The organism is Rhizobium sp. WYCCWR 11128, from assembly GCF_013416305.1.
GTDB classification, from domain to species: domain Bacteria; phylum Pseudomonadota; class Alphaproteobacteria; order Rhizobiales; family Rhizobiaceae; genus Rhizobium; species Rhizobium indicum.
In genome coordinates this window covers 170,093-194,546 of sequence record NZ_JACCEZ010000002.1, presented here as the reverse complement: position 1 = coordinate 194,546, position 24,454 = coordinate 170,093, and the positions used below count along the sequence as shown (strand labels likewise).

Here is a 24,454-nt window from a genome sequence, read left to right as displayed (position 1 = left end):
AATTAGCGGCATGACAAACAGGATCTTCTACACCAAGCCTTCGATCACCCAGCTCGAAACGGATTATGCGGCCGATGCCGCCGCCACCGGCTGGGGCGCGCGCTGCTACGACTATCTCAACCGCTTCGAACGCGACTTCAAAACCTATCTCGGCAGCGGCTTTGCGATCGCGACCTCGAGCTGCACCGGCGCCATGCACATGGGGCTTGCAGCGCTCGGCGTCGGCGCCGGCGATGAAGTGATCCTCGCCGATACGAACTGGGTTGCGACTGTTTCCCCGATTGTCCATCTCGGCGCAATACCCGTTTTCGTCGATGTGCGCGCCGACACGTGGTGCATTGATCCCGAGCACGTCGAACGCCATATCACGCCGAAGACCAAGGCCATTATCGCCACGCATCTCTACGGCAACCTCTGCGACATGGATGCGCTGCTGGAGATCGGCAAGCGGATGGGCATTCCGGTGATCGAAGACGCGGCCGAAGCGGTCGGCTCCGTCTGGCACGGCCTCCGCGCCGGCTCGATGGGCGCATTCGGCACCTTCTCCTTCCACGGCACCAAGACGCTGACGACAGGCGAAGGCGGCATGTTCGTCACCAATGACGCCGCCCTCTACGAAAAGGTGCTGACGCTCAGCAATCACGGCCGGGCTCGCGGACAGACGAAGCAGTTCTGGCCCGATGCGATCGGCTTCAAATACAAGATGTCCAACATCCAGGCGGCCATCGGCTGCGCCCAACTCGAGCGCATCGAGGAACTCGTCAACCGCAAGCGCGAAATTCTGGCCTCCTACATGATCCGGCTTTCGGCCCTGCCCGGCATCACGATGAACCCGGAATACACCGGCACGATCAACGGCGCTTGGATGCCGACCGCGGTCTTTCATCCGTCGACGGGCATTACCCGCGAGATGATGCAGCAGACCTTCGAGACCGCCAATATCGACGCGCGCGTCTTCTTCTATCCCCTCTCCAGCCTCTCCATGTTCGAAGATCGGCACGAGAACGTGAACGCCTGGAGCATTCCGGGCCGCGCGATCAACCTGCCGAGCTATCACGACATGAGCGAAGCCGATATCGACCGGGTAGCGGCAACGCTGCTCGATATGGCGGCCGGGCGGATCTATCACAACAGCACGGCATTGCGGCAGTCGGTCTAGGACAGCCCTACAGCGAAGGACAAAGAACAGTCATGACCACGAAGGACGATCGTCTCGAATTCGAAGCCCACAAGCGGGAAATGTCGCTTGCACTCGGCAAGGACGAGGCAAGTTTCCAACAATCGCTGAACACGCTGATCGGGCTCGACAAGTTCGACTATTTCTATCTCTGGTCATGGATGGGCGTGCCGATCATCCAGCTTCCGGTCGATATCCTGGCGACCCAGGAAGTCATCTGGGCGACCAAGCCCGATGTTATCATCGAAACCGGCATTGCGCGCGGCGGCTCGCTGATCTTCATGGCGTCGATCCTCGCCGCCATGGGCAACGACAAGGCCAAGGTCGTCGGCGTCGACATCGACATCCGCGCCCATAATCGCGAGTCGATCGAATCCCATCCGATGTCGAGCCGGATTAAGATGATCCAGGGCGGTTCCGTCGACGACGACGTGCTTGCCGCCGTGAAGGCCGAGATCCCGCCGGGCGCCCGCGTGATGGTGGTGCTCGACAGTGACCACTCCTACGAGCATGTTCTGGCGGAATGCCGCGCCTACGGTCCACTGGTGACGGAAGGCTGCTACCTCGTCGTCGCCGACACACTCATCGGCCATTTGACAGAGGAACAGGCCTTCACAAAGCGCTCCAAGGTCTGGCTGCGCGGCAACGAACCGCTGAAGGCAGTCACCGATTATCTGGCGGAAACCGACCGCTTCGAAGTCGATCCGGTTCTGAACGGCAAGCTCGTGCTGTCTTCCTCGCCGGGCGGCTACTGTGTCTGCCGCAAGGCGTGAGCGGAATCAGGGATAGTCGTTCATGGCGCAGGTCGATATCGTCAGCCTCAAGGACAATGCGGACCCCGCCATACGGCTCCGACTTCCGATCAGGGACGATAGCGGCAGGCACGTCGGCGACCTGCAATGCATCGACAGGTCGATGCTTGCCGATCCCGGCCTGATCGACGACCTGACGACGTGGCGCAACCAGTCGATGCCGTTTTTCCTCACCCAGTTCAGCGCCACCGAGGAACGCACGCGGCGGTGGCTCGAAACTATCTCGCTGCCCGCCGCCGACCGAATCCTATTCGTCATTTGCGATCCAGGCGGAAACCGGTTCGGCAATTTCGGCATCTGTAACATCCGGCCCGGCTCGGCCGAATTCGACAACGTCATCCGCGGCCGGGCGAGCGATACCCGCAATCTGATGTTCCATTGCGGCATGGCACTGCTGGAGTGGATGTTTTCCGGACTTGGGGTCGAAACCGCCGAGCTGCACGTCTTCTCCCACAATGAAAAAGCGATCGGCCTTTACAAGCGGCTGGGCTTTTCGGCGGCCGAAAGCCTGCCGCTGCGGCGCACGGAAGAAGAGGGCATGATCAAATATTCGATCGTCGATCGAACGGAAGCGAATGCCGGCTTCGACTATCTGAGGATGAAGCTTCCGATCGAACGTTTCCGGAAGGTGCATCCATCGGCTTTGCCGACCGCCTGAAGCCCCTCACCGCACCGGCTGATAATGGCCGCGGAGCGGAACCTTGTCGTCCATCGAGATGAAGCCGTCGCGTTCGCAGACATACATCAGCGTCGGCATGCCGCCCGAGCGGAAGATCTCGTCATAACGACGGCGGACCTGGACGGTTTGCGTGCGGCAGTTGTAGGATTCCTCTTCCTTCTTGTCCGGCTGCGCCTTGACGCCGGGAAGACCCTTGTAGGGATAAAGGGGTTGAACGCCGGAATCGACGGATTTCGTCCAGTCGACGGCAAAGGCGGACGCCGGGGCGAGGCTCGACACTGCAACGAGCGATATCAGAAGCATCATCATGAGCCGCATGGGAACTCTCCTGCCGGCTAGAGCGGTTCAGCTTTTCACGGAAACGCAGAACCGCTCTAACTTTTTTGTTTTACACAATTCCCGGCAAAAGCGCTTCGCGCTTTGCCTGGGAAAACCGCTTCGCACTTTTCCTGGAATTGCTCTATAGGCCGCTTCCCCGATGTAGGAAAACCGACGACCGTCATCAAGCGGCCGCAGCGGGCGACTTCCTGAAATAACTTCTGATGACGGGATGGCCGAAGAGGCCGGCAAGGATCGCAAAGCCGGCGCCGACGACAAAACCGGCAAGAAAACCGCCGATGATGCCGGCGACCAGCAGGATTTTCTTTCCCGGACCGTCGGCCTTGACCGGCGGCTCGGCCGGCGAGATGACGCGAATGTTACTCTGGTTGAGGTTCTGCTCCTCACTCGTCTGGCTGGAGCGTTTCAGCACCGTCTCGTAGATATCGCGCGCAGCCGTCGCCTTGCGCTGCAACTCGTTCAATTCCACCTGCTTGTCCGATGAACTGGCGTGCAGCGCCTTCTGCACGGCCAGCTCCTTGGCGATGCTGTCCTCGGCGGACTTGGCCTGCTCGTATTCGCCCCTTGCCGATGTGGCGAGACGCTGCAATTCGCCCCTGATTTCGCCTGATATGCTCTGCAGCGACGAGCGGGCCGCCTGCAGGCGCGGATGACGCGTGCCCATCTGGCTTTCGAGGCTGCCGACGGCGGCAGCCTGGGTGGCATATTGCTGACGCAGGCTGACGAGCGGCGAGGTGACGCCGCCTTCCGCCTGGTTGCCGGCGACGATGTCCTCGACGCGGAGATTGGCGACGGCATCGGCGCGCGCCTTTGCCTGGATGGTCTTTTCCTGTGCCGTCACCAGCATCGTGTTCAGCGAAACGAGCCGCTGGTCGGAGATCAGGTTACCCTCTGTCGCGGCCATGTCGTTGTCGGCGCGGAAGGTTTCGACAGCCTGCTCGGCCTCCAGCACCTTCTGGCGCAGGTCGTTGAGGCGTCCGTCGAGCGTCGAGGAGGTATTTTCGTAGATGCCGTTCGAAGCGCTGTTCTCCTCCTCGGTGAAGGAGGTGACGACCTGGTTGGCAAGCCTTGCGGATTTATCGGCATCATTGGTCGTGGCGGCAAGCGAGACGACATAGGTGCTGGCCTCACGGGTGATAACCAGTGCCTTCTGCAAAGTGCCGATCACGGCGGCGCCATCCGTGCGGCCGCCGGTGAATTCGGGATCCTGGTCGAGCTTCATGGCTTCGGCGACGCGCCGCAGCACATTGCCCGAGGTGAGGATCTGCACCTGGCTATCGATCAGCGCCGAGATCATTTCCGGCGAGGGACCCGAAGATTGCGCGCCGGGATCGGCAAGGCCGATCTGGCGCGGATCGAAATAGAGGCTGCTGATGGCCGTGAATTTCTGGGCGATGCGCGGCGCCACCGCCCCGCCGGCGAGGGCTCCGAGAAGCGCCAGACCCAGCACGATCAGCCGTCGGCTCCAGATCGCGGCGATACTCGAGCGGAGGTCGAGCAGCGGTGCGGCCGGCACGGACTCTACATTCGGCGGTGCGTCCGCGACAGGCTGTCTTGCAGGCTGAGGCTGAGGCTGAGGTGCCGGACGCTCATATTGGCGGGTTTCCGCAATGTTTGCCGGCGGCACGAAGGGGGGCGGGGCGGGTTCGGGCGATGGCCGGACGAAATCATCCGGGCGGACGACGGGACTGCGCACGCGCACGTCTTCCGGTGCAGTCTGAGATGGCTCAAAACTGCGCCAGCCAGGGAGCCGGCTTACCCTGTTCCTGTCATACTGGTTCATACGCGCACTCGTGTCCCGCCCAGCGTGAAAGACTGAAGCCGAGGTGCCGATACTTTAGAAATTCTTAGCTAACGGACCGTTAAAATAACCGCAGCGACGCCGATGTTGCGATTTGCCGCGATAGCGAGGATGCCCATGAAGACGACACGACATCTGACAGCGCTGCTGCTTGCGGCCGCTCTGATCCCGTCGCCGGTCCTTGCGGCTGAGGCCCCCTGCTACCGCGGCGTCAATTTGTCCGGCGGCGAATATGGCGAACGCGGCGGCACCTACGGCACCAACTACACCTATCCCAGCGAAGACACGATTGGCTATTTCGCCGAAAAAGGCATGACGATCATCCGGCTGCCCTTCCGCTGGGAGCGGCTGCAGCCCGCACTCGGCGGGCGGCTCGACGAGGATGAGCTCAAGCGAATCAAAGATACGATCGGCCTGATCCGCAAACACGGCATGGCGGTTCTGCTCGACCCGCATAATTTCGGCTATTACGACAAGACCCAGGTCGGCACGGCGCCGGCAACAGATGCCGCCTTCGGTGATTTCTGGGCAAGGCTCGCCGTCGAATTCGCCAATCAGGACGGAGTTCTCTTCGGCCTGATGAACGAACCGCACGACATCAAGGCGACGGACTGGCTGGATGCGGCCAATGCCGCGATCCGCAGCATCCGCGCCGTCGGCGCGCGCAACCTCATCCTGGTGCCGGGCACGGCATGGAGCGGCGCGGGCAGCTGGGAAAAGGATGTGATCGGCGGCGCCAACGGAACGGTGATGCTCGGCGTGCGGGACCCGCTCGACTTCTACGCCTATGAGGTCCATCAGTATCTCGACGCCGATTCCTCCGGGACCCATCCGACCTGCGAAGGTGCCGGCGCCGCGGTCGCGGCGATCAACGGCGTCACTGCCTGGCTGAAACAGAACCACAAGCGCGGCTTTCTCGGCGAATTCGGGGCCTCCGCCGACAAGGACTGCATGAGCGGGCTGACCGAAATCTACGCCACCATGTCTGATAATAGTGACGTCTGGCTCGGCTGGTCCTATTGGGCGGCCGGCGATTGGTGGCCGGCGAACGAGCCGTTCAATGTCCAGCCGCGCAAGGGCCCTGAGCGGCCGCAGATGCAGCTTCTTGCCGAGGTGGCAAAAGCCGGTGCCGGCACTTGCTCCGCCGTCAAGCCTGCGGGGAAATGAGCATGGCGGTCGTCGATCAGAGGACAGCAACATTCACTGTAGCCGGCAACCGGCTCGATGCCGCCCGCGAGGCATCGCGCACCGATCATACAGTGCTCTGGCTCGGCCTGCTCTCCGTGCTCTATAACGGCATTCTCGCCTTCATCAACCACAACATCGTGCCGCTTTCGATGACGCATGTCGCCGCCAGCGAAGGCCTGATCATGGCGAGCGCCATCATCTATATCCTGCATAAGGGGATCTACGAGACCGATCTTCCGGCCTTCCTGTTCCTGCTGTTCACGCTCGTCGTGACCATCTATGTCAGCGTGCTCAACCGCATGCTGTTCATCGATCACTTCCGCAACGTGCTGATCATCTTCTGCTTCACCGGGCTCGGGGGCTGGAGCAATGAGAAAACGATGAAGCTCGCCTTTCGCTGGGCAAGCCTTGCCGTCATGATCTTCCTGATCTTCGAGATCGTCAGCGTGCCGTTCTACGTCAGCATCGTCCATCCGTCCGATTATTTCGCCAATACGCGCGGGCTGCTGCCGCTGAGCTATAATACGACGGGCCTCTTCCAGAACGCCCTCGGCTTTCCCGAGCGCTTCTCCTTCGGCATCATCGACCACCGTTCCTCGTCGATCTTCCTCGAGCAGGTGTCGCTCGCCAATTTCTGCGGCGTGATCGCGGTCTACCTGATTTCGATGTGGGAAAAGCTTGGGCGCTGGGACAGGCTGCTGATGATCGGCACGGCCGTGCTGATCCTGGTGACCAACGACACGCGCACGATGCTGATCTTCTGCTTTGCCTGCATCGTCGGCTATTTCGTCTTTCCGAAGATCCCGAAGAATTTCAATCTGGCGCTGATGCCACTGATCGTCGCCGCGGGCTTCCTCGTCTACGTCCTGAAACCCAACGCGACCGGCGACAACTTCACCGGCCGCATCAATCTGACGATGAAGAAGATCATGGAGCTCGATCCGCTCGCCGTCCTTGGGCTTTCGGTCGACCGGGTCGCCGAATTCGCCGACAGCGGCTATGTCTACCTTATCTACGCGGCGACGATCTTCGGCGTCATCGCCTTATGGCTGTTCGTCTGCCTCTTTCCCGCCGGGCGCACGGCGGCGCAGCGGCGCTGCGCCCATTCACTTTCTCTTTTCATTTTTCTGAATATGATGATCGGAGGAACCGCGGTCTTCTCGATGAAGATCGCCGGTCTCCTCTGGTTCGTCGTCGGATATATGCGTTTCCACGACAGCCCGCGCATCCGGCAGGGTCGTCCGGCAGATGTATTGAGTTGACCGCAGCGGCACCTCGCCGCGTGAGCCCTAGAACAGGATGATTTTAGGCCGGATCGGCCTAAAATCTGAATCCTGTTCTCAATTAAAGAGTTAGAGCATGATGTCGTCCGAAAACCGCTGCACACTTTTCGGCATCATGCTCTAGGGAGCAAGACGCTCGATGCTTGTCCAGCTTCAATATCTGCGCGCCATCGCGGCGCTGATGGTCGTCTATTTCCACGCGGTATTGCAGCTTGCCAAGGTCAATCCCGCAGTCGACGCCACCGCCTTCGTTTATGGCGAAACCGGCGTCGACATCTTCTTCGTCTTGAGCGGCTTCGTGATGTGGCTGACGACGAGCGGACGCGCGATGAGCCCGATCGATTTCGCCCGCCGGCGCATCAAGAGGATCGTGCCGCTCTACTGGCTGGCAACGCTGTTTTCAGCGACAGTGGCGCTGGTCGCTCCATCATTGCTGAAATCGACGGTGTTCGACCTGCCGCATCTCATTGCCTCGCTGTTCTTCTTGCCATGGGCCAATCCCGCCGATCCGAGCACGATCACGCCGGTGGTCGTTCCCGGCTGGACGCTGAATTACGAAATGTTCTTCTATTTCGTCTTCGCGCTGCTATTGCCGCTACAGGAAGCTCGGCGCATCCCGGTGATGTTTGCCGTCTTTGCCGTCATCCTGATCGCCTGCCGACTGCTGCCGGAAACGACTGTGACCCGGTTCTACGGCGAACCGATCATGCTGGAGTTCCTCGCCGGTGTCGTGCTCGGCTGGCTCTATGGGCAGAAGGTGCTTCTGCCGAACCGCTGGGCTTGGGCGGCCCTTGCCATGGGCTTTGCGTTTCTCTTCATCAACGAGGCGCTGATGCCACCGGAAAGCCGGTTCTATGCCTGGGGAATCCCGGCGATCTTCATCGTCTACGGCGCGATCTCCATCGATTTTTCCAGGCTACCGCTGATCGGATGGCTGAACTATCTCGGCGACTGCTCCTACAGCATCTATATCACCCACGCCTTCACCCTGGCTTTTCTTAGGGTCGTCGCCGATCGCCTGCCGATCGGCATCCTGCAGCAGCCCGTGCTCTTCGTCATCCTCTCGCTGGTGCTCTCGTCGATCGGCGGTGCGATCATCCATGAGATTACCTCACCGCGCCGCCGGAAGGTTGCGGTGGCGAGCCGGCCGCCGGCCTAAAGCGCGTCGAAGGCGAGAATACGCATCCAAGCGGCGCTGACGGTACAGTTTTTCGCGCAACTTCTCCTAAGCTTCAGACTGAGCAATGACAGAACTTGCACAAACGTGATGGTTTGTCTTGCAATTTGTCGCATGAATGAAAGTGCGCCGGCCTATTCGCGGTCCGGGCTTTGATCTAAGCACAACGGCGGCCTTGGAGAGGGAAAGACATGACAAGTTACGTATTGACGGTATCCTGCAAGTCGACGCGCGGCATCGTGGCGGCGATTTCGAGCTATCTGGCCGACAAGGGCTGCAACATCATCGATAGTTCGCAGTTCGACGATCTCGATACCGGCAGGTTCTTCACGCGCGTCAGCTTCATCTCCGAGGAAGGCGTGCCGCTTGCCGAACTCAAGGAAGGCTTCGAGCCGATCTGCAAGCGGTTCGCCATGAATGCCGAGATCCATGACGGCAATGCCCGCATGAAGGTGCTCTTGATGGTGTCGCGCTTCGGCCATTGTCTGAACGACCTGCTTTACCGCTGGAAGATCGGCGCGCTGCCGATCGATATCGTCGGCGTCGTCTCCAACCATTTCGATTACCAGAAGGTCGTGGTCAACCATGACATCCCCTTCCACCACATCAAGGTGACGAAGGAGAACAAGCTGCAGGCCGAAGGCCAGATCATGGATATCGTCGAACAGACGGGCACCGAACTGATCGTGCTGGCGCGTTACATGCAGGTGCTTTCGGATGCGATGTGCCAGAAAATGTCCGGGAAGATCATCAACATCCACCATTCCTTCCTGCCGAGCTTCAAGGGCGCCAACCCTTACAAACAAGCCTATCAACGCGGCGTGAAGCTGATCGGGGCGACGGCGCATTACGTCACCGCCGATCTCGACGAAGGCCCGATCATCGAGCAGGATACGGCGCGCATCACCCATGCGCAGTCACCCGACGACTATGTCTCGATCGGCCGCGACGTCGAAAGCCAGGTGCTGGCGCGTGCCATCCACGCCCATATCCATCACCGCACCTTCCTAAACGGCAACCGCACCGTGGTCTTCCCGGCAAGCCCGGGCGGCTACGCCTCCGAACGCATGGGCTGAGCGCAGCCCTGCATCTCTTTTGCTGGCAAACGACAATCCCCGTTGCCTGCTAGCGGCAAGTACTTGATTATCTCGTTCAATAGGTAATCGAATCATGCTGCGGGAGGGGTGTCATGACCGACGAGGCGCTTGTTGATCGCATGGCGCTGCCGCGCCCCGACGTGACCGCCATCGACGCGGAAGAGATCCTCCTTGCTCATTACAGCCTCTCCGGCACGCTTGCCGAACTCGGCAGCCAGCAGGATCGAAACTATCGCGTCGATAGCGACAGGGGTCGCTACGTCCTGAAGATCTGCCATGCCGCCTATGAGATCCGCGAGCTCGAAGCACAGAATGCGGCGATCCGTCACCTCAAAAGCAGGCAAGGTGCGCCGCGCGTTCCGAAGGTGATCGCCACCAATGACGGGCGGGAGATCGTCGTCCTTACCGTGCGCGGGCAGGGCTATCAGGTCCGGCTGCTGGAATATCTGGAAGGCCATGGGCTGACGGAGCTGACCTATCTGGCGCCGGCTTCCGTTGCAGCCCTCGGCGCGCTCTGCGCCAGGCTGGCGCAGGCGCTTGCCGATTTCGACCATCCCGGTCTCGACCGCAGCCTGCAATGGGATCTCAGACGGGCAGGTCCTGTTGCCGTGCAGCTGCTTTCGGCCATCACCGACGGTGCGGCGCGCGACCGGATCGCCAAGACCATGGTGATGGCCGTTCGCCGCATCCAGCCGTTGGCGCCGTCGCTTCGGCTGCAGGCCGTGCATCACGACGTCACCGGCGACAATGTCGTCGGCCACCGTGACGCCCGTGGCCATATCATCCCCGACGGGGTGATCGATTTCGGCGACATCATCCGCGGCTGGCTGGTCGGCGACCTCGCCGTCACCTGCGCTTCGCTGCTGCATCAGGCAGATGGCGACCCTTTTCATATCCTGCCCGCCGTCACCGCCTATCAGGCGATCTATCCGCTGAGCGACGAGGAACTGAAGGCGCTCTGGCCGTTGATCGTCGCACGCGCGGTCATTCTGGTCGCCAGCGGCGAGCAGCAGATTTCGGTCGATCCCGACAATGACTATGTCCGCGACAATCTCGACCGCGAGCGGGCGATCTTCGATACGGCGATGTCGGTTCCCTTCGATCTCATGGAAGCCGCGATCCTCAAGGCAGCCGGCGCAGATGTCGCCGCGCCGGAAACATCGGGATGGCTGCCGTTGCTGCCCGACATCGATCCCGCCGGGATCGCCTATGTCGATCTTGGGGTGCGGAGCCCGCATTTTTCCGCCGGCAACTGGCTGAATACCGACATGGACTGGCGGTTGCTTGCCCGCATGGCAACTGAAAACGGTACGGCGGCGACGCGCTACGGCGAATATCGGCTTTCCCTCGCGGGAACCGCGAAGGGACAGGCGACCTGCGCCCTGCATGTCGACATATGCCTTGCCGCAGGCAGCGCGATTGCCGCGCCCTTTGCCGGCCGCATCGGCTGGAAGGACCAGCATCTGACGCTCGCCGGCGACAACATGACCCTGCATCTCGATGGGCTCGACCTCTCGGTCGACGATGGAGCCGAGATTGCCGCCGGCGATTCGCTCGGCACGGTTTTCGGAGAGGCGTCGTCGCTCGGCGGGCTGCGCGTCCAGCTTTGCAGCGTCGCCGGTCTCGAACCGCCGCTCTTTGCCTCACCGCGCGCGGCGGCGGCCTGGTCGGTGCTCTGCCCTTCGCCCTCGCTGCTTCTCAGCCCGCAAGCAGATGCGCCGCAAGCTGAAACCGCCGAGCTCTTCGCCAGGCGGCGGGTGCATCTCGCAAGGCCGCAGAAGAATTATTATGCCGCGCCGCCTCAGATCGAGCGCGGCTGGAAGGAACATTTGTTCGATGTCGAGGGCCGCGCCTATCTCGACATGGTCAACAACGTCACCATCCTTGGCCATGGCCATCCCAGGTTCGCGGCAGCAATCCACGCCCAATGGCTGCGGCTCAACACGAATTCACGCTTCCACTATGCCGCGATCACGGAATTTTCCGAACGCCTCGCCGCCCTGTCGCCGGACGGGCTCGACGCGGTCTTCCTGGTCAACAGCGGCTCGGAGGCGAACGATCTGGCGCTTCGGCTGGCGCAAGCCCATAGCGGCGCGCGCAACATGCTCTGCCTGCTCGAAGCCTATCATGGCTGGTCGGCGGCGAGCGATGCCGTCTCCACCTCGATCGCCGACAATCCGCAGGCACCGACCACCCGGCCGGACTGGGTGCATGCCGTCGTTTCACCGAATACCTATCGCGGCGCATTCCGTGGTCCCGATACCGCGGCAAACTATCTCAGCACGGTAACGCCGGTGCTGGAGGCGATCGACGCCGGCGGCAACGGCCTTGCGGGCTTCATCTGCGAATCGGTCTACGGCAATGCCGGCGGCATTCCACTGCCGGACGGTTATCTCAGGGAAATCTATGCGCAGGTGCGCGCCCGCGGCGGCCTTTGCATCGCCGATGAGGTGCAGGTCGGTTATTCCAGGCTCGGACATTATTTCTGGGGCTTCGAGCAGCAAGGGGTGGTGCCCGATATCATCACCATCGCCAAGGGCATGGGCAACGGCCATCCGCTCGGCGCCGTCATCACCACGCGGGAGATCGCGCAATCGCTGGAGAAGGAGGGTTATTTCTTTTCCTCCACCGGCGGCAGTCCGGTCAGTTGCATCGCCGGCATGATGGTGCTCGACATCATGGCCGAGGAAAAGCTGCAGGAAAATGCCCGGACGGTCGGTGATCATCTGAAGGCGCGGCTCGCCGCGCTGATCGACCGCCATCCGATTGCAGGCGCCGTGCACGGCATGGGCCTCTATCTCGGCCTCGAATTCGTCCGCGACAGAACGACGCTGGAGCCGGCGACGGAAGAGACGGCTGCAATTTGCGACCGGCTTCTCGAACTCGGCGTCATCATGCAGCCGACCGGCGATCACCAAAATGTGCTGAAGATCAAACCACCGCTCTGCCTCAGCATCGAAAGCGCGGATTTTTTCGCGGACATGCTGGAGAAGGTGCTCGAAGAAGGCTGGTGACCCAGGGCTTCCAGCATTAACCAAATCGGTCATTTCGAGGCATTTCGATTTTTAATGAAACGGGGCATTGCCTGATACAGCAAGGCTTCCTATGTCTGCCGCGGTGATCGATCGAACTTCGATTCTGTCATGCGAATTTAACGAAGAGCTGATATGTTTCTTTCTGTAAGTTCGGGCTACGACGGAATTAATTTTTTCGGATGGTCGATATTTTGACACGTTTCGGAATATGTTTCTGACAGGCTACCGGGTAATCTCTACCAAGTTAGTAGATTATCGAACGCAGCCTTCACCGGCCCCGGGCTCTACCGGGACCCCTCAAGTGCAACGCCAACACAAGGAACGAGCATGATAGACATCGATATTCTCGCCGATCTCCTTGGGCGATCTGTGCTTGGCAATGACCGTCCGGGCGCCCTCTCCCGCCCGAACTGTCGAATGTGACGTTCGTCCTCCTTTCAACGGTACCAGACAAGTCAATTCGCCATGGCTGCGCATGTCGCGCGGCAGGAGTTCTATCTATGAAGAAGCAAGTTATCGAATATGCAGGCGTTCCCGTCGGGATCGTCATTCCCGATGAAGACCGGCTGAAGTTCATCGCCGTGAAATTTCATGTCCACGACCTCGACGAGCAGCGTTTCGGCTCGCCGGACGAGGTGCGGCTGGCCATCCATGACCTGATGACCCGCCGTCATCCGAAGCCGCTTCATGCCTGAGGCATGAGGCCGCGATTAGCATTCACGGCTTTTCCCGATGTCCGACCGGTCCCGCCAAATGGGGCCGGTCTTGTTTTTTAGGACATTACAGCGGCGCGCGTCTTTATCAGACGCGCAAAGGACGCTGTAACACTTTGAATTGCTGCATAATTTTATCCTTAAATCGATTCCGATTTAAGGAATTATGCAGTACAGTCCTACCGGCCGCCTTCCGCATAAGGATCCGCCCTTGCCCGATCTTCTCAACCTCCTCACCGACATCGAAGGCGTTTCCGTCGGCCATGCGACCGACGTTGCGCTCGGTTCCGGCGTCACGGTCATCGTCTTCGACGAACCGGCCGTCGCATCCGGCACGGTGCTCGGCGGTGCGCCCGGCGGGCGCGACACCGGCCTGCTCGATCCGTCGATGACCATCAATGCCGTTGATGCCTTCGCGCTTTCCGGCGGCTCGGCCTTCGGGCTGGATGCCGCCGGCGGCGTGCAGGCGGGCCTGCGCGAACTCGGCCGCGGCTTTACCGTCGGGTCGGTGCGCATTCCGATCGTGCCGCAGGCGATCCTGATGGACCTGCTGAACGGCGGCGACAAGGATTGGGGCCTTCACTCGCCCTATCGCGACATGGGTTATACGGCACTGCAGGCCGCGGCCAAAGGCACATTCGCGCTCGGCACGACAGGTGCCGGGACGGGGGCGACGACGGCCACCGTCAAGGGTGGGCTCGGCTCGGCCAGCGCGGTCAGCAGCGCCGGGCATCGTATCGCGGCGATCGTCGCCGTCAATGCGCTGGGTTCGGCAACGATCGGCGACGGGCCGCATTTCTGGGCGGCACCCTTTGAAAAAGACGCGGAATTCGGCGGGCTCGGCATGCCTGCGGTGGCCGACCATAGGATGCGGCTCAAGGGCATGAACACGCCGGCAACGACGATCGGCGCTGTGGTGACCGATGCGCAGCTGACGAAGGCCGAGGCGCACCGGCTATCGCTCGCCGGCCATGACGGCCTTGCCAGGGCACTGCTGCCGGCGCACCTGCCGCTCGACGGCGATACCGTCTTTGCCGCTTCGACGGCCAGGCATCGAAGAGACGACATGGCCAGCCTGATGGAGCTGTGCCACCTTGCGACCATCGTCATGGCGCGGGCGATCGCCCGTGGCGTCTACGCTGCGACCGCGCTGCCGGTCGAGGGCGCGCAAAAGGCATGGCGCGACCGCTATCCGAGCAGCGGTTGATTGAATAGGGTCAGACTCTCTAAAGATCTAATATGCCGAATGGCGGAGAGACGTGAATGCAGATCCGGGCGCTGATGTATTTCGACGAGCTGGTCAGGACCAATTCGATGCGCCAGGCGGCCGAGAACCTCAATGTCGCGCCGACGGCGATCAGCCGGCAGATCGAGAACCTCGAATATCATTTCGGCGCGCCGCTCGTCGAACGCAGCGCCCGTGGCGTCAAGCTGACGGCGGCCGGCGAGCTGCTTGCCGCCCGCGCCGGCCGGACGCTGCGCGAGCTCGATCATGTGCAGCAGCTGATCGAAGACCTGAAGGGCTTGCAGCGCGGCCGCGTCAGCATCTATGCCAATGGCGCCACCGTCGCCAATCTGCTGGCGCCGGCGCTTGCCGAATTCAGCCTGAAATATCCGAAACTGCGTTTTACCGTGACAATCACCAGTGCGCGGCAGGCGATCGATGCCGTCAACAGCGCCGAGGCGGATATTGCGGTGACGCTCTTTGCGCCTCCCATGTCCGGCACCAAGGTGCGGCTGCGCTCCGAGATCGCCTATGATCTCATCGTCACGCCGCAGCATCCAGCCGCCGCGCATACCGAGATCGCGGTGCGGGAGCTCGCCGACCATGCGCTGGCGCTGCCCGACCAATCCTTCGGCTTTCGGCAGGCCTTCGACGCGTTGTTCGAGAAGGAAGGACTGAGCCTCGATCCCGTCTTCGTCACCAGCTCGCTCGAAATGCTGAAGGAACTCGTGCTCAGCGGGGCTGCGGCCACGCTGCTGCCTGCGCTCACCGTCCGTCGTGAGATCGAGGCGGGTCAGCTACTTGCCATTCCGCTGGCCGGCAAGACCGGCATCCGCACCCATGTCGATCTCTGCGTTGCCCCGGATCGGCAGCTGTCCTTCGCCGCGACGAAACTGCTCGACTTCATCGAGAGGTTCATGCGTGAGCGCACGAACCGCCGGAGCGAGACGAAAGACTGACGCTTCAAGCTTGCATTGCCCACGAATTTCAGGTGTAGCTTTTTCGGCTACACTGAGCACACAAAATCGTCGTTGTGTGTGCACTGGCATAATGCCACGTTATTCGCAAAAGGCCTTCGCCCATCGAGCATGGCCAGACAGGGGACATGATGATCAAACTTTCGTTTGCGCCTTCGCGTTTCGTCCGGCGGCTTTCGCTCGGTGCCGCGCTTTCGGCCGGCCTGGTGATGACGGCGATGACGCCGGCCGAGGCGGCGAAGACCACGCTCAATCTCGGCATGAGCGTCGAGCCGACCGGTCTCGACCCAACGATCGCAGCACCGGTCGCAATCGGCCAGGTGACCTGGCAGAACGTGTTCGAGGGCTTGGTGACGATCGACCAGGCCGGTAAGATCCAGCCGCAGCTGGCAAAAAGCTGGGAGATCTCTCCCGATGGCCTGACCTATACGTTCAAGCTGCAGACCGGCGTCAAATTCCATGACGGCGAGGCCTTCGATGCCGCGAGCGCCAAGTTTTCGCTCGACCGCGCCCGCGGTGCGGATTCGGTCAATCCGCAGAAGCGCTTTTTCGCCTCGATCGCCTCGATCGATACGCCCGATGCCGAAACGCTGGTGCTGCATCTCTCGGCCCCGACCGGCAGCCTGATCTACTGGCTCGGCTGGCCAGCCTCGGTGATGGTCGCACCGACGACGGCGGCCGGCGACAAGACGACGCCTGTAGGTACCGGTCCCTTCAAATTCGCCAGCTGGGCGAAGGGCGACAAGGTCGAACTGGAAAAGAATGCCGATTACTGGAACAAGGATGCGGCCGCCAAGCTCGACAAGGTGACCTTCCGCTTCATTGCCGATCCGCAGGCGCAGGCGGCAGCGCTGAAATCCGGCGACCTCGATGCCTTTCCGGAATTTGCAGCACCCGAGCTGATGAGTTCGTTCGACGGCGATGCGAGGCTCGTCACCAAGATCGGCAATACCGAACTCAAGGTCGTTGCCGGCATGAACAATGCCAAGAAGCCGTTCGACGACAAGCGTGTCCGCCAGGCGCTGATGATGGCGATCGACCGCAAGACGGTGATCGACGGCGCGTGGTCCGGCCTCGGCACACCGATCGGCAGCCACTACACGCCGAACGATCCGGGTTACCAGGACATGACTGGCGTGCTGCCCTACGACGTCGAAAAGGCGAAGGCGTTGCTCACCGAAGCCGGCTACCCCAATGGCTTCACCTTCACGATCAAATCGCCACAGATGGCCTATGCGCCGCGCAGCGCCCAAGTGATACAGGCAATGTTTGCCGAGATCGGCGTGACGATGAATATCGAGCCGACTGAATTTCCGGCGAAATGGGTCCAGGACATCATGAAGGACCGCAACTTCGACATGACAATCGTCGCCCATGCCGAGCCGCTCGACATCGACATCTATGCCCGCGATCCCTATTATTTCAATTACAAGAACCCTGCTTTCAACGCGCTGATGAAGAAGGTCCAGGAGACGGCCGATCCTGCCGCGCAGAATGCGATCTATGGCGAAGCGCAGAAGATCCTCGCCGAGGACGTGCCGGCGCTCTACCTCTTCGTTATGCCGAAACTCGGCGTCTGGGACAAAAAGCTGAAGGGCCTGTGGGAGAACGAGCCGATCCCTTCCAACGTGCTGTCTGGTGTTTCCTGGGACGAGTGAGAGGGTTAGGTCAGGCGCGATGTGATGAGGTGATGGCCTTGGCGCCGGAAGCAGAACAGTCGGATATGGTCGACTCACGCGAACCTCTCGCTCCCTCATTCCTGTGCTTGTCACAGGAATCCAGTGCGCCCAAGTCTTTGGGCGCGGGAGAAGCACCTACTCATCGCATGAGAGTTATTCACGGCGCAGACGCGCCGTGGCTGGATTCCTGTGACGAGCACAGGAATGAGGGAGTGCGGGGAAGCCGCCGTTCCACATCGAAAGCGTGGCACGCATGATCCCACTCCTCGCCCGCCGCTTCGCCGGTCTCATCGTCACGCTCGTCGTCGTCTCGCTGCTGATCTTCGCCGTCATGGACCTTCTGCCCGGCGATCCCGCCTCGATCATGCTCGGCACCTCGGCAACACCGGAAACCCTTGCAGCGCTCCGTGACAGTCTCGGCCTCGACCAGCCGCTGTTGCTGCGCTACGGGCAATGGTTGGCCGGCGTGCTCTCCGGCGATCTCGGCAATTCCCTGACCTATGGCGTGCCGGTGGCAGGATTGATCGTCGAGCGGCTGGCGGTAACACTGCCGCTGGCGCTGATGGCGATCGTGCTTTCGGTGGCGATTGCCCTGCCGCTCGGCGTGCTGGCCGCCTCGCGCCGCGGCGGTATCTTCGACGTCATCGCGACGCTGTTTTCGCAGATCAGCATCGCCGTGCCCGCCTTCTGGGTGGCGCTGCTGTTGATCATCCTGTTTTCGACGATGCTCGGGCTGATGCCGGCCGGCGGCTTCCCGGGCTGGAGCTCCGGTCTGATGCCGGCATTGCAGGCGCTGGTTATGCCCGCCGTCGCGCTAGCGATGCCGCAGGCGGGCGTGTTGACGCGGGTGGCGCGCTCGGCTGTGCTTGACACGATGCACGAGGATTTTGCCCGCACCGCGGTCGCCAAAGGGCTGTCACGCAGTGCGGTGCTTTGGCGCCATATCGTGCCGAATGCGCTGATCCCGATCCTGACGATGATCGGGTTGCAATTCACCTTTCTCGTCGCCGGCGCGGTGCTGGTGGAAAACGTCTTCAACCTGCCCGGCCTCGGACGGCTCGCGCTTCAGGCGCTCTCCCAGCGCGACATCATCGTGATGCAGGATGTCGTGCTGTTCTTCGCAGGCCTGGTCATCGTGATGAATTTCATTGTCGATCTCTCTTATCTGGCGATCGATCCCAGGATGAGAAAGGCGGCCTGACGCATGGCACCGATCGCATCCACCGCAATTGCCAGCCGCCGTCGGGTCTTTATACTTAGCCGGCGAATGAATCTGATTTCAGGAGCTGTGATCATCGGCCTGCTCACCACCGTTGCGCTGCTGTCGCTCGTCTGGACGCCGCTGCCGCCGGCTAAAATGCAGATCATCCACAAATTGCAGCCGCCGCTTGCCTTCGGTCTGCTCGGCACGGACCAGTTCGGCCGCGATGTGCTTTCGATGCTGATGGCGGGCTGCTGGAATTCGCTGTCGATCGCCATCACAGCGGTTACGATCGGCGGGACGCTCGGCTCGATCGCCGGCATTTCGGCGGCGGCAATCCGCGGTCCCTTCGAAGCGCTGCTGATGCGCATTTGCGACGTCATCTTCGCGCTGCCGCCGATCCTGTCGGCCATGGTGCTCGGCGCCTTTCTCGGGCCAGGGCGGTTCACCGCGATCACCGCAATCGCCGTCTTCATGATCCCGGTCTTTGCCCGCGTCACACTCGCGACTTCGCTGCAGGCCTGGAGCCGCGACTATGTGACGGCGGCGCGCGCGATCGGCAATACGCGCCTGACCATTTCGCTGCGCCATGTGCTGCCGAATATCGCCAGCCAGATCATCGTGCATGGCGCGATTCAGCTGGGGCTGGCGATCCTGACCGAAGCGGGTCTCAGCTTCCTCGGACTCGGCATGGCGCCGCCGGCGCCGACCTGGGGCCGGATGCTTGCCGATGCGCAAACCTATCTGGCGCTCGCCCCCTGGCTGGCGATCCTGCCCGGCCTTGCCATCGCGCTCACCGTCTTCGGCTTCAACATGCTCGGCGACGGTCTGCGCGATCTGCTCGACCCGCGCGAGGCGAGCCGCTGATGTCCTCCCAAGACGAAAAGCCCGAAAGACCATGCCATGACCGAAACCGATCTTACCATCCGCGAACTCAGGCAGCGCTTCGCCGATAAAAGCCTCTCCCCTCTCGACTACTGGCTCGCCCTCGAAGACCATATCGCCGCCTGGGAGCCGTCGATTTCGGCGCTCTACCTCTACGATCCGGAATCGGCGCGCGCCCAGGCGAAAGCGTCGACGGAGCGCTGGGCGAAGGGAGAAACGTTCGGCGCCCTGGACGGCATCCCGGTGACGCTGAAGGAACTGATCGCCACGAAGGGCCAGCCGGTGCCATCAGGCACGAGGGCAGTGGAACTGAAGCCGGCAGAGGCCGACGCACCGGCCGCCGCGCGGCTGCGGGAAGACGGCGCGGCGATCTTCGCCAAGACCACCTGCCCCGATTACGGCATGCTTTCCTCCGGACTTTCGAGCTTTCATCCTCTCAGCCGCAATCCCTGGAACACCACACAGAATCCCGGCGGATCGAGTGCTGGGGCTTCCGCGGCGGCGGCGGCCGGCTACGGGCCGCTGCATATCGGCACCGATATCGGCGGCTCGGTGCGCCTTCCCGCCGGCTGGACCGGCATCTTCGGCTTCAAACCGAGCCATGGACGCATTCCGGCCGATCCCTATTATGTCGGGCGCTGCGTCGGGCCGATGGCGCGCACGGTCGAGGATGCGGCCTTTTCGATGGCGACGCTGTCACGGCCGGACTGGCGCGACGGCACCAGCCTGCCGCCGAACGATTTCAACTGGATGGATCTCGACATCGACCTGTCGGGCATGAAGATCGGGTTGATGCTCGATGCCGGCTGCGGGCTTGCGGTGGACGACGAGATCAGGGCCGCGGTCGAAACGGCGGCGAAACAATTCGAGGCGGCTGGCGCGTCGATTCTATCGGTCCAGCCAGTGCTGACACGCGCGATGCTGGATGGGCTCGACAATTTCTGGCGATCCCGGCTCTGGGGCGATATCGCCGATCTCGACGACAACAGGCGCAACAGCATCCTGCCTTATATCAGGGATTGGGCGAAGGGCGGCGCCGACATCCGCGGCATCGATGCGGTCAGAGGCTTCAACCAGACGATCGAGATGCGCAAGAGCTGCGGACGGCTGTTCACCGAGGTCGACGCCCTGCTTTCGCCGACCAATCCGATCATCTCCTATCCGGCCGAATGGGCATCTCCGACCAATGATCCGGCCCTGCCGTTCGAACATATCGGTTTCACGGTGCCGTGGAACATGTCGGAGCAGCCGGCCGCCTCGATCAATTGCGGTTTCTCCCGCTCGGGCATGCCGATCGGGCTGCAGATCGTCGGGCCGCGCTTCGACGACATGCGGGTGCTCAGACTGTCGAAGGCCTTCGAGGATTGGACGGGTGGAGTGAGATCGTGGCCGCAGCCTCCGATCGGCTGATCAGCTGATCGGGCGGCGATAGCCGGTGGGTTGCTCGTAGAGCCAACCGATGCGCTCGACCGCGGCCTCGAAATTCTCGCGCGCTACCGTCATGCTATGGCCGTTGGCGTGCAGAATGGTTTCCTGATCTTCGAAGACGGCGACATGACCCTTCCAGAATACCAGGTCGCCGCGGCGGACTTCGGAGCGAGCGATCGGCTGGCCGAGACCTGCCGCCTGCAGGTCGGCATCGCGCGGCGCGGCTCTGCCCGTCATCAGCATCGCCAGCTGGACGAGGCCGGAGCAATCGATACCGAGGCCGGAACGTCCGCCCCAGAGGTAGGGCGTTTCCAGGAAACGGGCGACGATCTCCACGTAATCGGCGCCATCGAGAGCGCCGATCGGCTGGACGTGCTTGGCAAAGATCGCCGTTCCGTCCTCGAGCACGACGTAGCGATTGCCGCGCGCTTCCGCCTCGCCGGCGACATGAACGCGGCTTCCCATCGACACGATGGCCTGGTGGGGCTTGCGCAGTTCCGGTTCGGGATAGAGGAAGGTGCGCTGGACGGTGACGATATGGGTCGGCGCCGGGCTGCTTTCTAAGAGCGCGTCCGCCGCGACATAACCGACATAACCGTCCGAGGCCGCCTTCACCCAGCACCAGCCGTCGGCGCGATCGAAAACCGTCACATCCTCGCCGAGAAGCAGTTCCGTATCGATGCCGCGGGCAAGGTCCGGTTCAGGGCGCACGGCCAGGACAGGAACGGCGACACGCGCCGGCGCGCCTTTCACAAAGCGCAACGCCTCGACCTTGCCTTCGAGGCCGGCTTCCGCGAGATCGGGCCGGTAGGCATGTAGGCGGCGGTCGAGCATCGTCATTCGCATTCCTTTCAGATCGGCAGCCGGCGGGCCTGATCTCGGATGAGATCGCCGAGCTTTTCCAGGTAGAGCGCGCCGCCGACGGTGCGCTTGATGATCACGTTGCGCCGGTCGGCATCGTCACGCACACGATCGACCAGGCCCATCTCGCCCATCGTATCCAAGGCACGGGTAATGACCGGCTTGGTGACATCGAGCGTAGCGGCAAGCCCGCGCACCGTGTGCGGCGGCGGCACCAGATAAATATGCAGCAGGATCGCCATCTGGCGCAACGTCAAATCGCGATCGTCGTGGCGGACCTGATCGAGCGCCGCGCCATGCCAGAGCCCCAGCGCCTGCGAGGCGGTCAGTTCGATCGGCACGGCCCCTCCGGAAGATCGTTACGCTAACGTTTCATTTTCCGGTAGTTGCCATGCACATGCAAGAGGCGCTGGAAATTGCCGCCCGGCAGGGTGAATAAAATTCTAACGATCGGCAGCGAGGCGCAGCGCGTGGACAGAGATCATGCGATGCGCCTCAACGCTTGTTTCTGACAGGGCGTCAGCGCAAGCTTTCGCGGATATGGTGAAAGAGCGCGCGGATCGCCTGTGCCTCGCCGCCGCCCGGCGAATGTGGTCGTTCGGCTTGAGCCCAGCCGTAAATGTCGAAATGCGCCCAGCTCTTCGCCTTGCTGACGAAACGCTTAAGGAAGAGGGCTGCGGTAATCGCCCCCGCCATGCCGCCGGCGGGTGCATTGGTAAGGTCGGCGAATTTGGTGCGGATATCCTTTTCGTAGCCGGAATAGAGCGGCAGGCGCCAGATCGGATCGTCGGTTTCCAGGCTCGCTTCGGTCAGGTCATGCGCCAGATTGGCGTCATCGGTGAAGAAGGGCGGGAGATCCGGGCCAAGGGCAACGCGGGCAGCGCCGGTCAGCGTCGCCATGTCGATCAGCAGATCGGGCTCTTCCTCGTCGGCATAGGCAAGCGCATCGGCAAGGATCAAACGGCCTTCGGCGTCGGTATTGTCGATCTGGACGGTCAGGCCTTTGCGGCTCCGATAGATGTCGCCGGGCCGGAAGGCATTGGACGAGATCGCGTTTTCTACGACAGGGACGATGACGCGCAGGTCGACCTTCAGCTTGGCGTCCATGATCATCAGGGCAAGCCCCATGACATTCGCCGCCCCGCCCATGTCCTTCTTCATCAGCAGCATCGAGGCGGCAGGCTTGATGTCGAGACCGCCGGTATCGAAGCAGACACCCTTGCCGACGAGCGTCACCTTGCGATGGCCCTTCTTGCCCCAGCGCAGCTCGAGAAGGCGCGGCGCATCGGCGCTGGCGCGGCCGACGGTATGGACCAGCGGAAAGTTCTGCTTGAGCAGGTCGTCGCCCGATATAACCGATATCTCCGCCTTGTAATGTTCGGCCAGGCCGCGGAAAACGGCCTCGAGCTGGTTCGGCCCCATATCATTCGTCGGTGTATTGATCAGGTCGCGGGCGAGAAAGACGCCGGCAAGCTGGCGCTTGATGTCGGCGGCGTCGGCATCGCGGGGGATCATCAGCGTCGCCGCCGGCGATTTTTCGGATTTGTAACGGTCGAAACGGTAGCTGCCGAGGCCAAAGCCGAGGGCCAGGCGATTTGCCGTCAGCGGCGCGGTCTCAATGTGCCAGTCGCCGGCCGGCAGCGCACGGGCGAGCCTGCCGGTAATGTAAGGCTGCTCCGATGGATTGGTGCCGAGGCCGTAAAGCGCGCCGCCGAGATGGCCTTCGGCCGTCGGAATCAGCAGCAGCGACCCGCTTTCGGCCTTGTAGCCTGCCCTGCGCGCCCAATTGAGCGCGATCGGATCGATCGTGCCGGTCTCGATATGGGCAGGCGTAACGGCAAAGATCGGCAGCGTCGAACCGCCCTTCGTGTTGAAAGGAGTCGGTCTCTCGATAAACTGATAGGGGGCCATGATTGTCCTTCGGCGGTCGCAAGGAATCGTTCCTTAACGGTCTGTTAGGGTTAACAGACTATTGCTGGAGCGAAGATTACGCGTCAAACCTTTCCCTGTTCCGCTTCGAGGTCAGGCGCCGATTTCGGAATCCAGGAACGCGCCATGCCTGCCTCGCTCACCACCACATTCACGAATCGTATCCTGCAGGGCGCTGCGGCATCGCTGCTGGTCCTGGCACTTGCCGGTTGCTCGACGACCAAGGACCGGATGACAACGGGCTCGGTACCGAAACTCACCAAGCCGGTCGAAGAGATGGACGCGACCGAGCTGCGCTCGGCGACGGACCGGCTCGGCCAGGCCTATGAAAAGAACCCGCGCGATCCCGTCACCGGCGTCAACTACGCCAATCTGCTGCGCATGAACGGTCGCGACACGCAGGCGCTCGCCGTCATGCAGCAGGTGGCGATCGCCAATCCCGGCGACCGCAACGTGCTGGCCGCCTACGGCAAGGCGCAGGCGGCGGCCGGCCAGTTTCAGCAGGCGCTCGACACGATCGGCCGCGCCCAGACGCCGGACCGTCCGGACTGGAAGCTGATCTCGGCCCAAGGCGCTATCCTCGACCAGATGGGTCGAGCAAGCGATGCCCGGCAGCGCTACCGCGACGCGCTCGACATCCAGCCGAACGAGCCCTCCATCCTTTCCAACCTCGGCATGTCCTACGTGCTGACCGGCGATCTGCGCACGGCCGAAACCTACCTGCGCTCCGCCGCCAACCAGCCGACCGCCGACAGCCGCGTCAGGCAGAACCTTGCCCTGGTCGTCGGTCTGCAGGGGCGTTTCCCGGAAGCCGAACAGATCGCTAGGCGCGAACTTTCGCCGCAGCAGGCCGATGCCAATGTCGCCTATCTCAGAGGCATGCTCTCGCAGCAGAATTCCTGGCAGAAACTCGCCGCCAAGGACAAGACGCCGCAAGCAGCAGGCGACAGCAGCACCAACTGACCGAA

The 24,454-nt window shown here is 62.1% G+C and carries 21 protein-coding genes; 16 read left to right on the top strand and 5 right to left on the bottom strand.

Annotated features, from left to right (window positions below; all coding sequences use genetic code 11):
• Positions 1-10 precede the first annotated feature (10 nt).
• Genes HX898_RS08535 through HX898_RS08525 form a run of 3 tightly spaced genes read left to right on the top strand, consistent with a single transcriptional unit; the run spans position 11 to position 2,647 of the window.
• Positions 11-1,159 carry a DegT/DnrJ/EryC1/StrS family aminotransferase gene (locus HX898_RS08535; protein ID WP_180194437.1) on the top strand — a complete coding sequence of 383 codons (1,149 nt, stop codon included), beginning with the start codon at positions 11-13 and terminating at the stop codon, positions 1,157-1,159.
• A 32-nt stretch (positions 1,160-1,191) separates the two neighbouring features.
• The gene (locus tag HX898_RS08530; protein WP_180194436.1) at positions 1,192-1,950 is read left to right on the top strand and encodes a CmcI family methyltransferase; all 759 of its coding nucleotides are present in this window, start codon (positions 1,192-1,194) and stop codon (positions 1,948-1,950) included.
• Between the two features lie 22 nt (positions 1,951-1,972).
• Complete coding sequence (locus HX898_RS08525) at positions 1,973-2,647, top strand: GNAT family protein (RefSeq protein WP_180194435.1); 675 nt, start codon at positions 1,973-1,975, stop codon at positions 2,645-2,647.
• Positions 2,648-2,653: 6 nt separating this feature from the next.
• Here HX898_RS08525 and HX898_RS08520 read toward each other — a convergent pair whose 3' ends face one another.
• Entirely contained in the window at positions 2,654-2,986 is a 333-nt protein-coding gene (locus HX898_RS08520) for a hypothetical protein (RefSeq protein WP_180194434.1), read from the bottom strand.
• 184 nt (positions 2,987-3,170) lie between these two features.
• Complete coding sequence (locus tag HX898_RS08515) at positions 3,171-4,790, bottom strand: GumC family protein (RefSeq protein ID WP_180194433.1); 1,620 nt, start codon at positions 4,788-4,790, stop codon at positions 3,171-3,173.
• Positions 4,791-4,925: 135 nt separating this feature from the next.
• On the opposite strand from HX898_RS08515, the gene HX898_RS08510 reads away from it, so the two are divergent.
• The 12 genes from HX898_RS08510 to HX898_RS08455 all read left to right on the top strand — a co-directional run bounded on the left by HX898_RS08510 (position 4,926) and on the right by HX898_RS08455 (position 20,678).
• Positions 4,926-5,975, top strand: a complete 1,050-nt coding sequence (locus tag HX898_RS08510) for a glycoside hydrolase family 5 protein (protein WP_180194432.1) — start codon at positions 4,926-4,928, stop codon at positions 5,973-5,975.
• 2 nt (positions 5,976-5,977) lie between these two features.
• Entirely contained in the window at positions 5,978-7,258 is a 1,281-nt protein-coding gene (locus HX898_RS08505) for a hypothetical protein (RefSeq protein WP_138332168.1), read from the top strand.
• 160 nt (positions 7,259-7,418) lie between these two features.
• Positions 7,419-8,438, top strand: a complete 1,020-nt coding sequence (locus HX898_RS08500; RefSeq protein WP_180194431.1) for an acyltransferase — start codon at positions 7,419-7,421, stop codon at positions 8,436-8,438.
• A 209-nt stretch (positions 8,439-8,647) separates the two neighbouring features.
• Positions 8,648-9,532: a formyltetrahydrofolate deformylase gene (gene purU, locus HX898_RS08495; RefSeq protein ID WP_138388450.1), complete on the top strand. Its 885-nt coding sequence runs from the start codon at positions 8,648-8,650 to the stop codon at positions 9,530-9,532.
• A 113-nt stretch (positions 9,533-9,645) separates the two neighbouring features.
• Positions 9,646-12,567, top strand: coding sequence for an aminotransferase (locus HX898_RS08490; RefSeq protein WP_138332165.1), 2,922 nt, complete (start codon positions 9,646-9,648; stop codon positions 12,565-12,567).
• A gap of 521 nt (positions 12,568-13,088) precedes the next feature.
• The gene (locus HX898_RS08485) at positions 13,089-13,283 is read left to right on the top strand and encodes a hypothetical protein (RefSeq protein ID WP_003544544.1); all 195 of its coding nucleotides are present in this window, start codon (positions 13,089-13,091) and stop codon (positions 13,281-13,283) included.
• Positions 13,284-13,512: 229 nt separating this feature from the next.
• Complete coding sequence (locus HX898_RS08480; protein ID WP_180194430.1) at positions 13,513-14,508, top strand: P1 family peptidase; 996 nt, start codon at positions 13,513-13,515, stop codon at positions 14,506-14,508.
• A gap of 56 nt (positions 14,509-14,564) precedes the next feature.
• Positions 14,565-15,485, top strand: a complete 921-nt coding sequence (locus HX898_RS08475) for a LysR substrate-binding domain-containing protein (protein WP_180194429.1) — start codon at positions 14,565-14,567, stop codon at positions 15,483-15,485.
• 149 nt (positions 15,486-15,634) lie between these two features.
• Positions 15,635-17,161, top strand: coding sequence for an ABC transporter substrate-binding protein (locus HX898_RS08470; protein WP_180194766.1), 1,527 nt, complete (start codon positions 15,635-15,637; stop codon positions 17,159-17,161).
• 274 nt (positions 17,162-17,435) lie between these two features.
• Positions 17,436-18,383, top strand: coding sequence for an ABC transporter permease (locus HX898_RS08465; protein WP_138332160.1), 948 nt, complete (start codon positions 17,436-17,438; stop codon positions 18,381-18,383).
• Between the two features lie 3 nt (positions 18,384-18,386).
• Positions 18,387-19,250, top strand: a complete 864-nt coding sequence (locus HX898_RS08460; RefSeq protein WP_138332159.1) for an ABC transporter permease — start codon at positions 18,387-18,389, stop codon at positions 19,248-19,250.
• Positions 19,251-19,286: 36 nt separating this feature from the next.
• Complete coding sequence (locus HX898_RS08455; RefSeq protein WP_180194428.1) at positions 19,287-20,678, top strand: amidase; 1,392 nt, start codon at positions 19,287-19,289, stop codon at positions 20,676-20,678.
• Here the strand turns inward: HX898_RS08455 and HX898_RS08450 are convergent, their stop codons facing one another.
• The 3 genes from HX898_RS08450 to HX898_RS08440 form a co-directional block, all read right to left on the bottom strand.
• On the bottom strand, positions 20,679-21,536 hold the full coding sequence (locus tag HX898_RS08450) for an NlpC/P60 family protein (protein ID WP_180194427.1): 858 nt from the start codon (positions 21,534-21,536) through the stop codon (positions 20,679-20,681).
• Between the two features lie 11 nt (positions 21,537-21,547).
• Positions 21,548-21,898, bottom strand: coding sequence for a MarR family winged helix-turn-helix transcriptional regulator (locus HX898_RS08445; protein ID WP_003544522.1), 351 nt, complete (start codon positions 21,896-21,898; stop codon positions 21,548-21,550).
• Between the two features lie 178 nt (positions 21,899-22,076).
• Positions 22,077-23,468: a M17 family metallopeptidase gene (locus HX898_RS08440; protein WP_138332156.1), complete on the bottom strand. Its 1,392-nt coding sequence runs from the start codon at positions 23,466-23,468 to the stop codon at positions 22,077-22,079.
• Between the two features lie 144 nt (positions 23,469-23,612).
• Between HX898_RS08440 and HX898_RS08435 the strand changes: the two genes are divergently transcribed.
• The gene (locus HX898_RS08435) at positions 23,613-24,449 is read left to right on the top strand and encodes a tetratricopeptide repeat protein (protein WP_138388459.1); all 837 of its coding nucleotides are present in this window, start codon (positions 23,613-23,615) and stop codon (positions 24,447-24,449) included.
• Positions 24,450-24,454 lie beyond the last annotated feature (5 nt).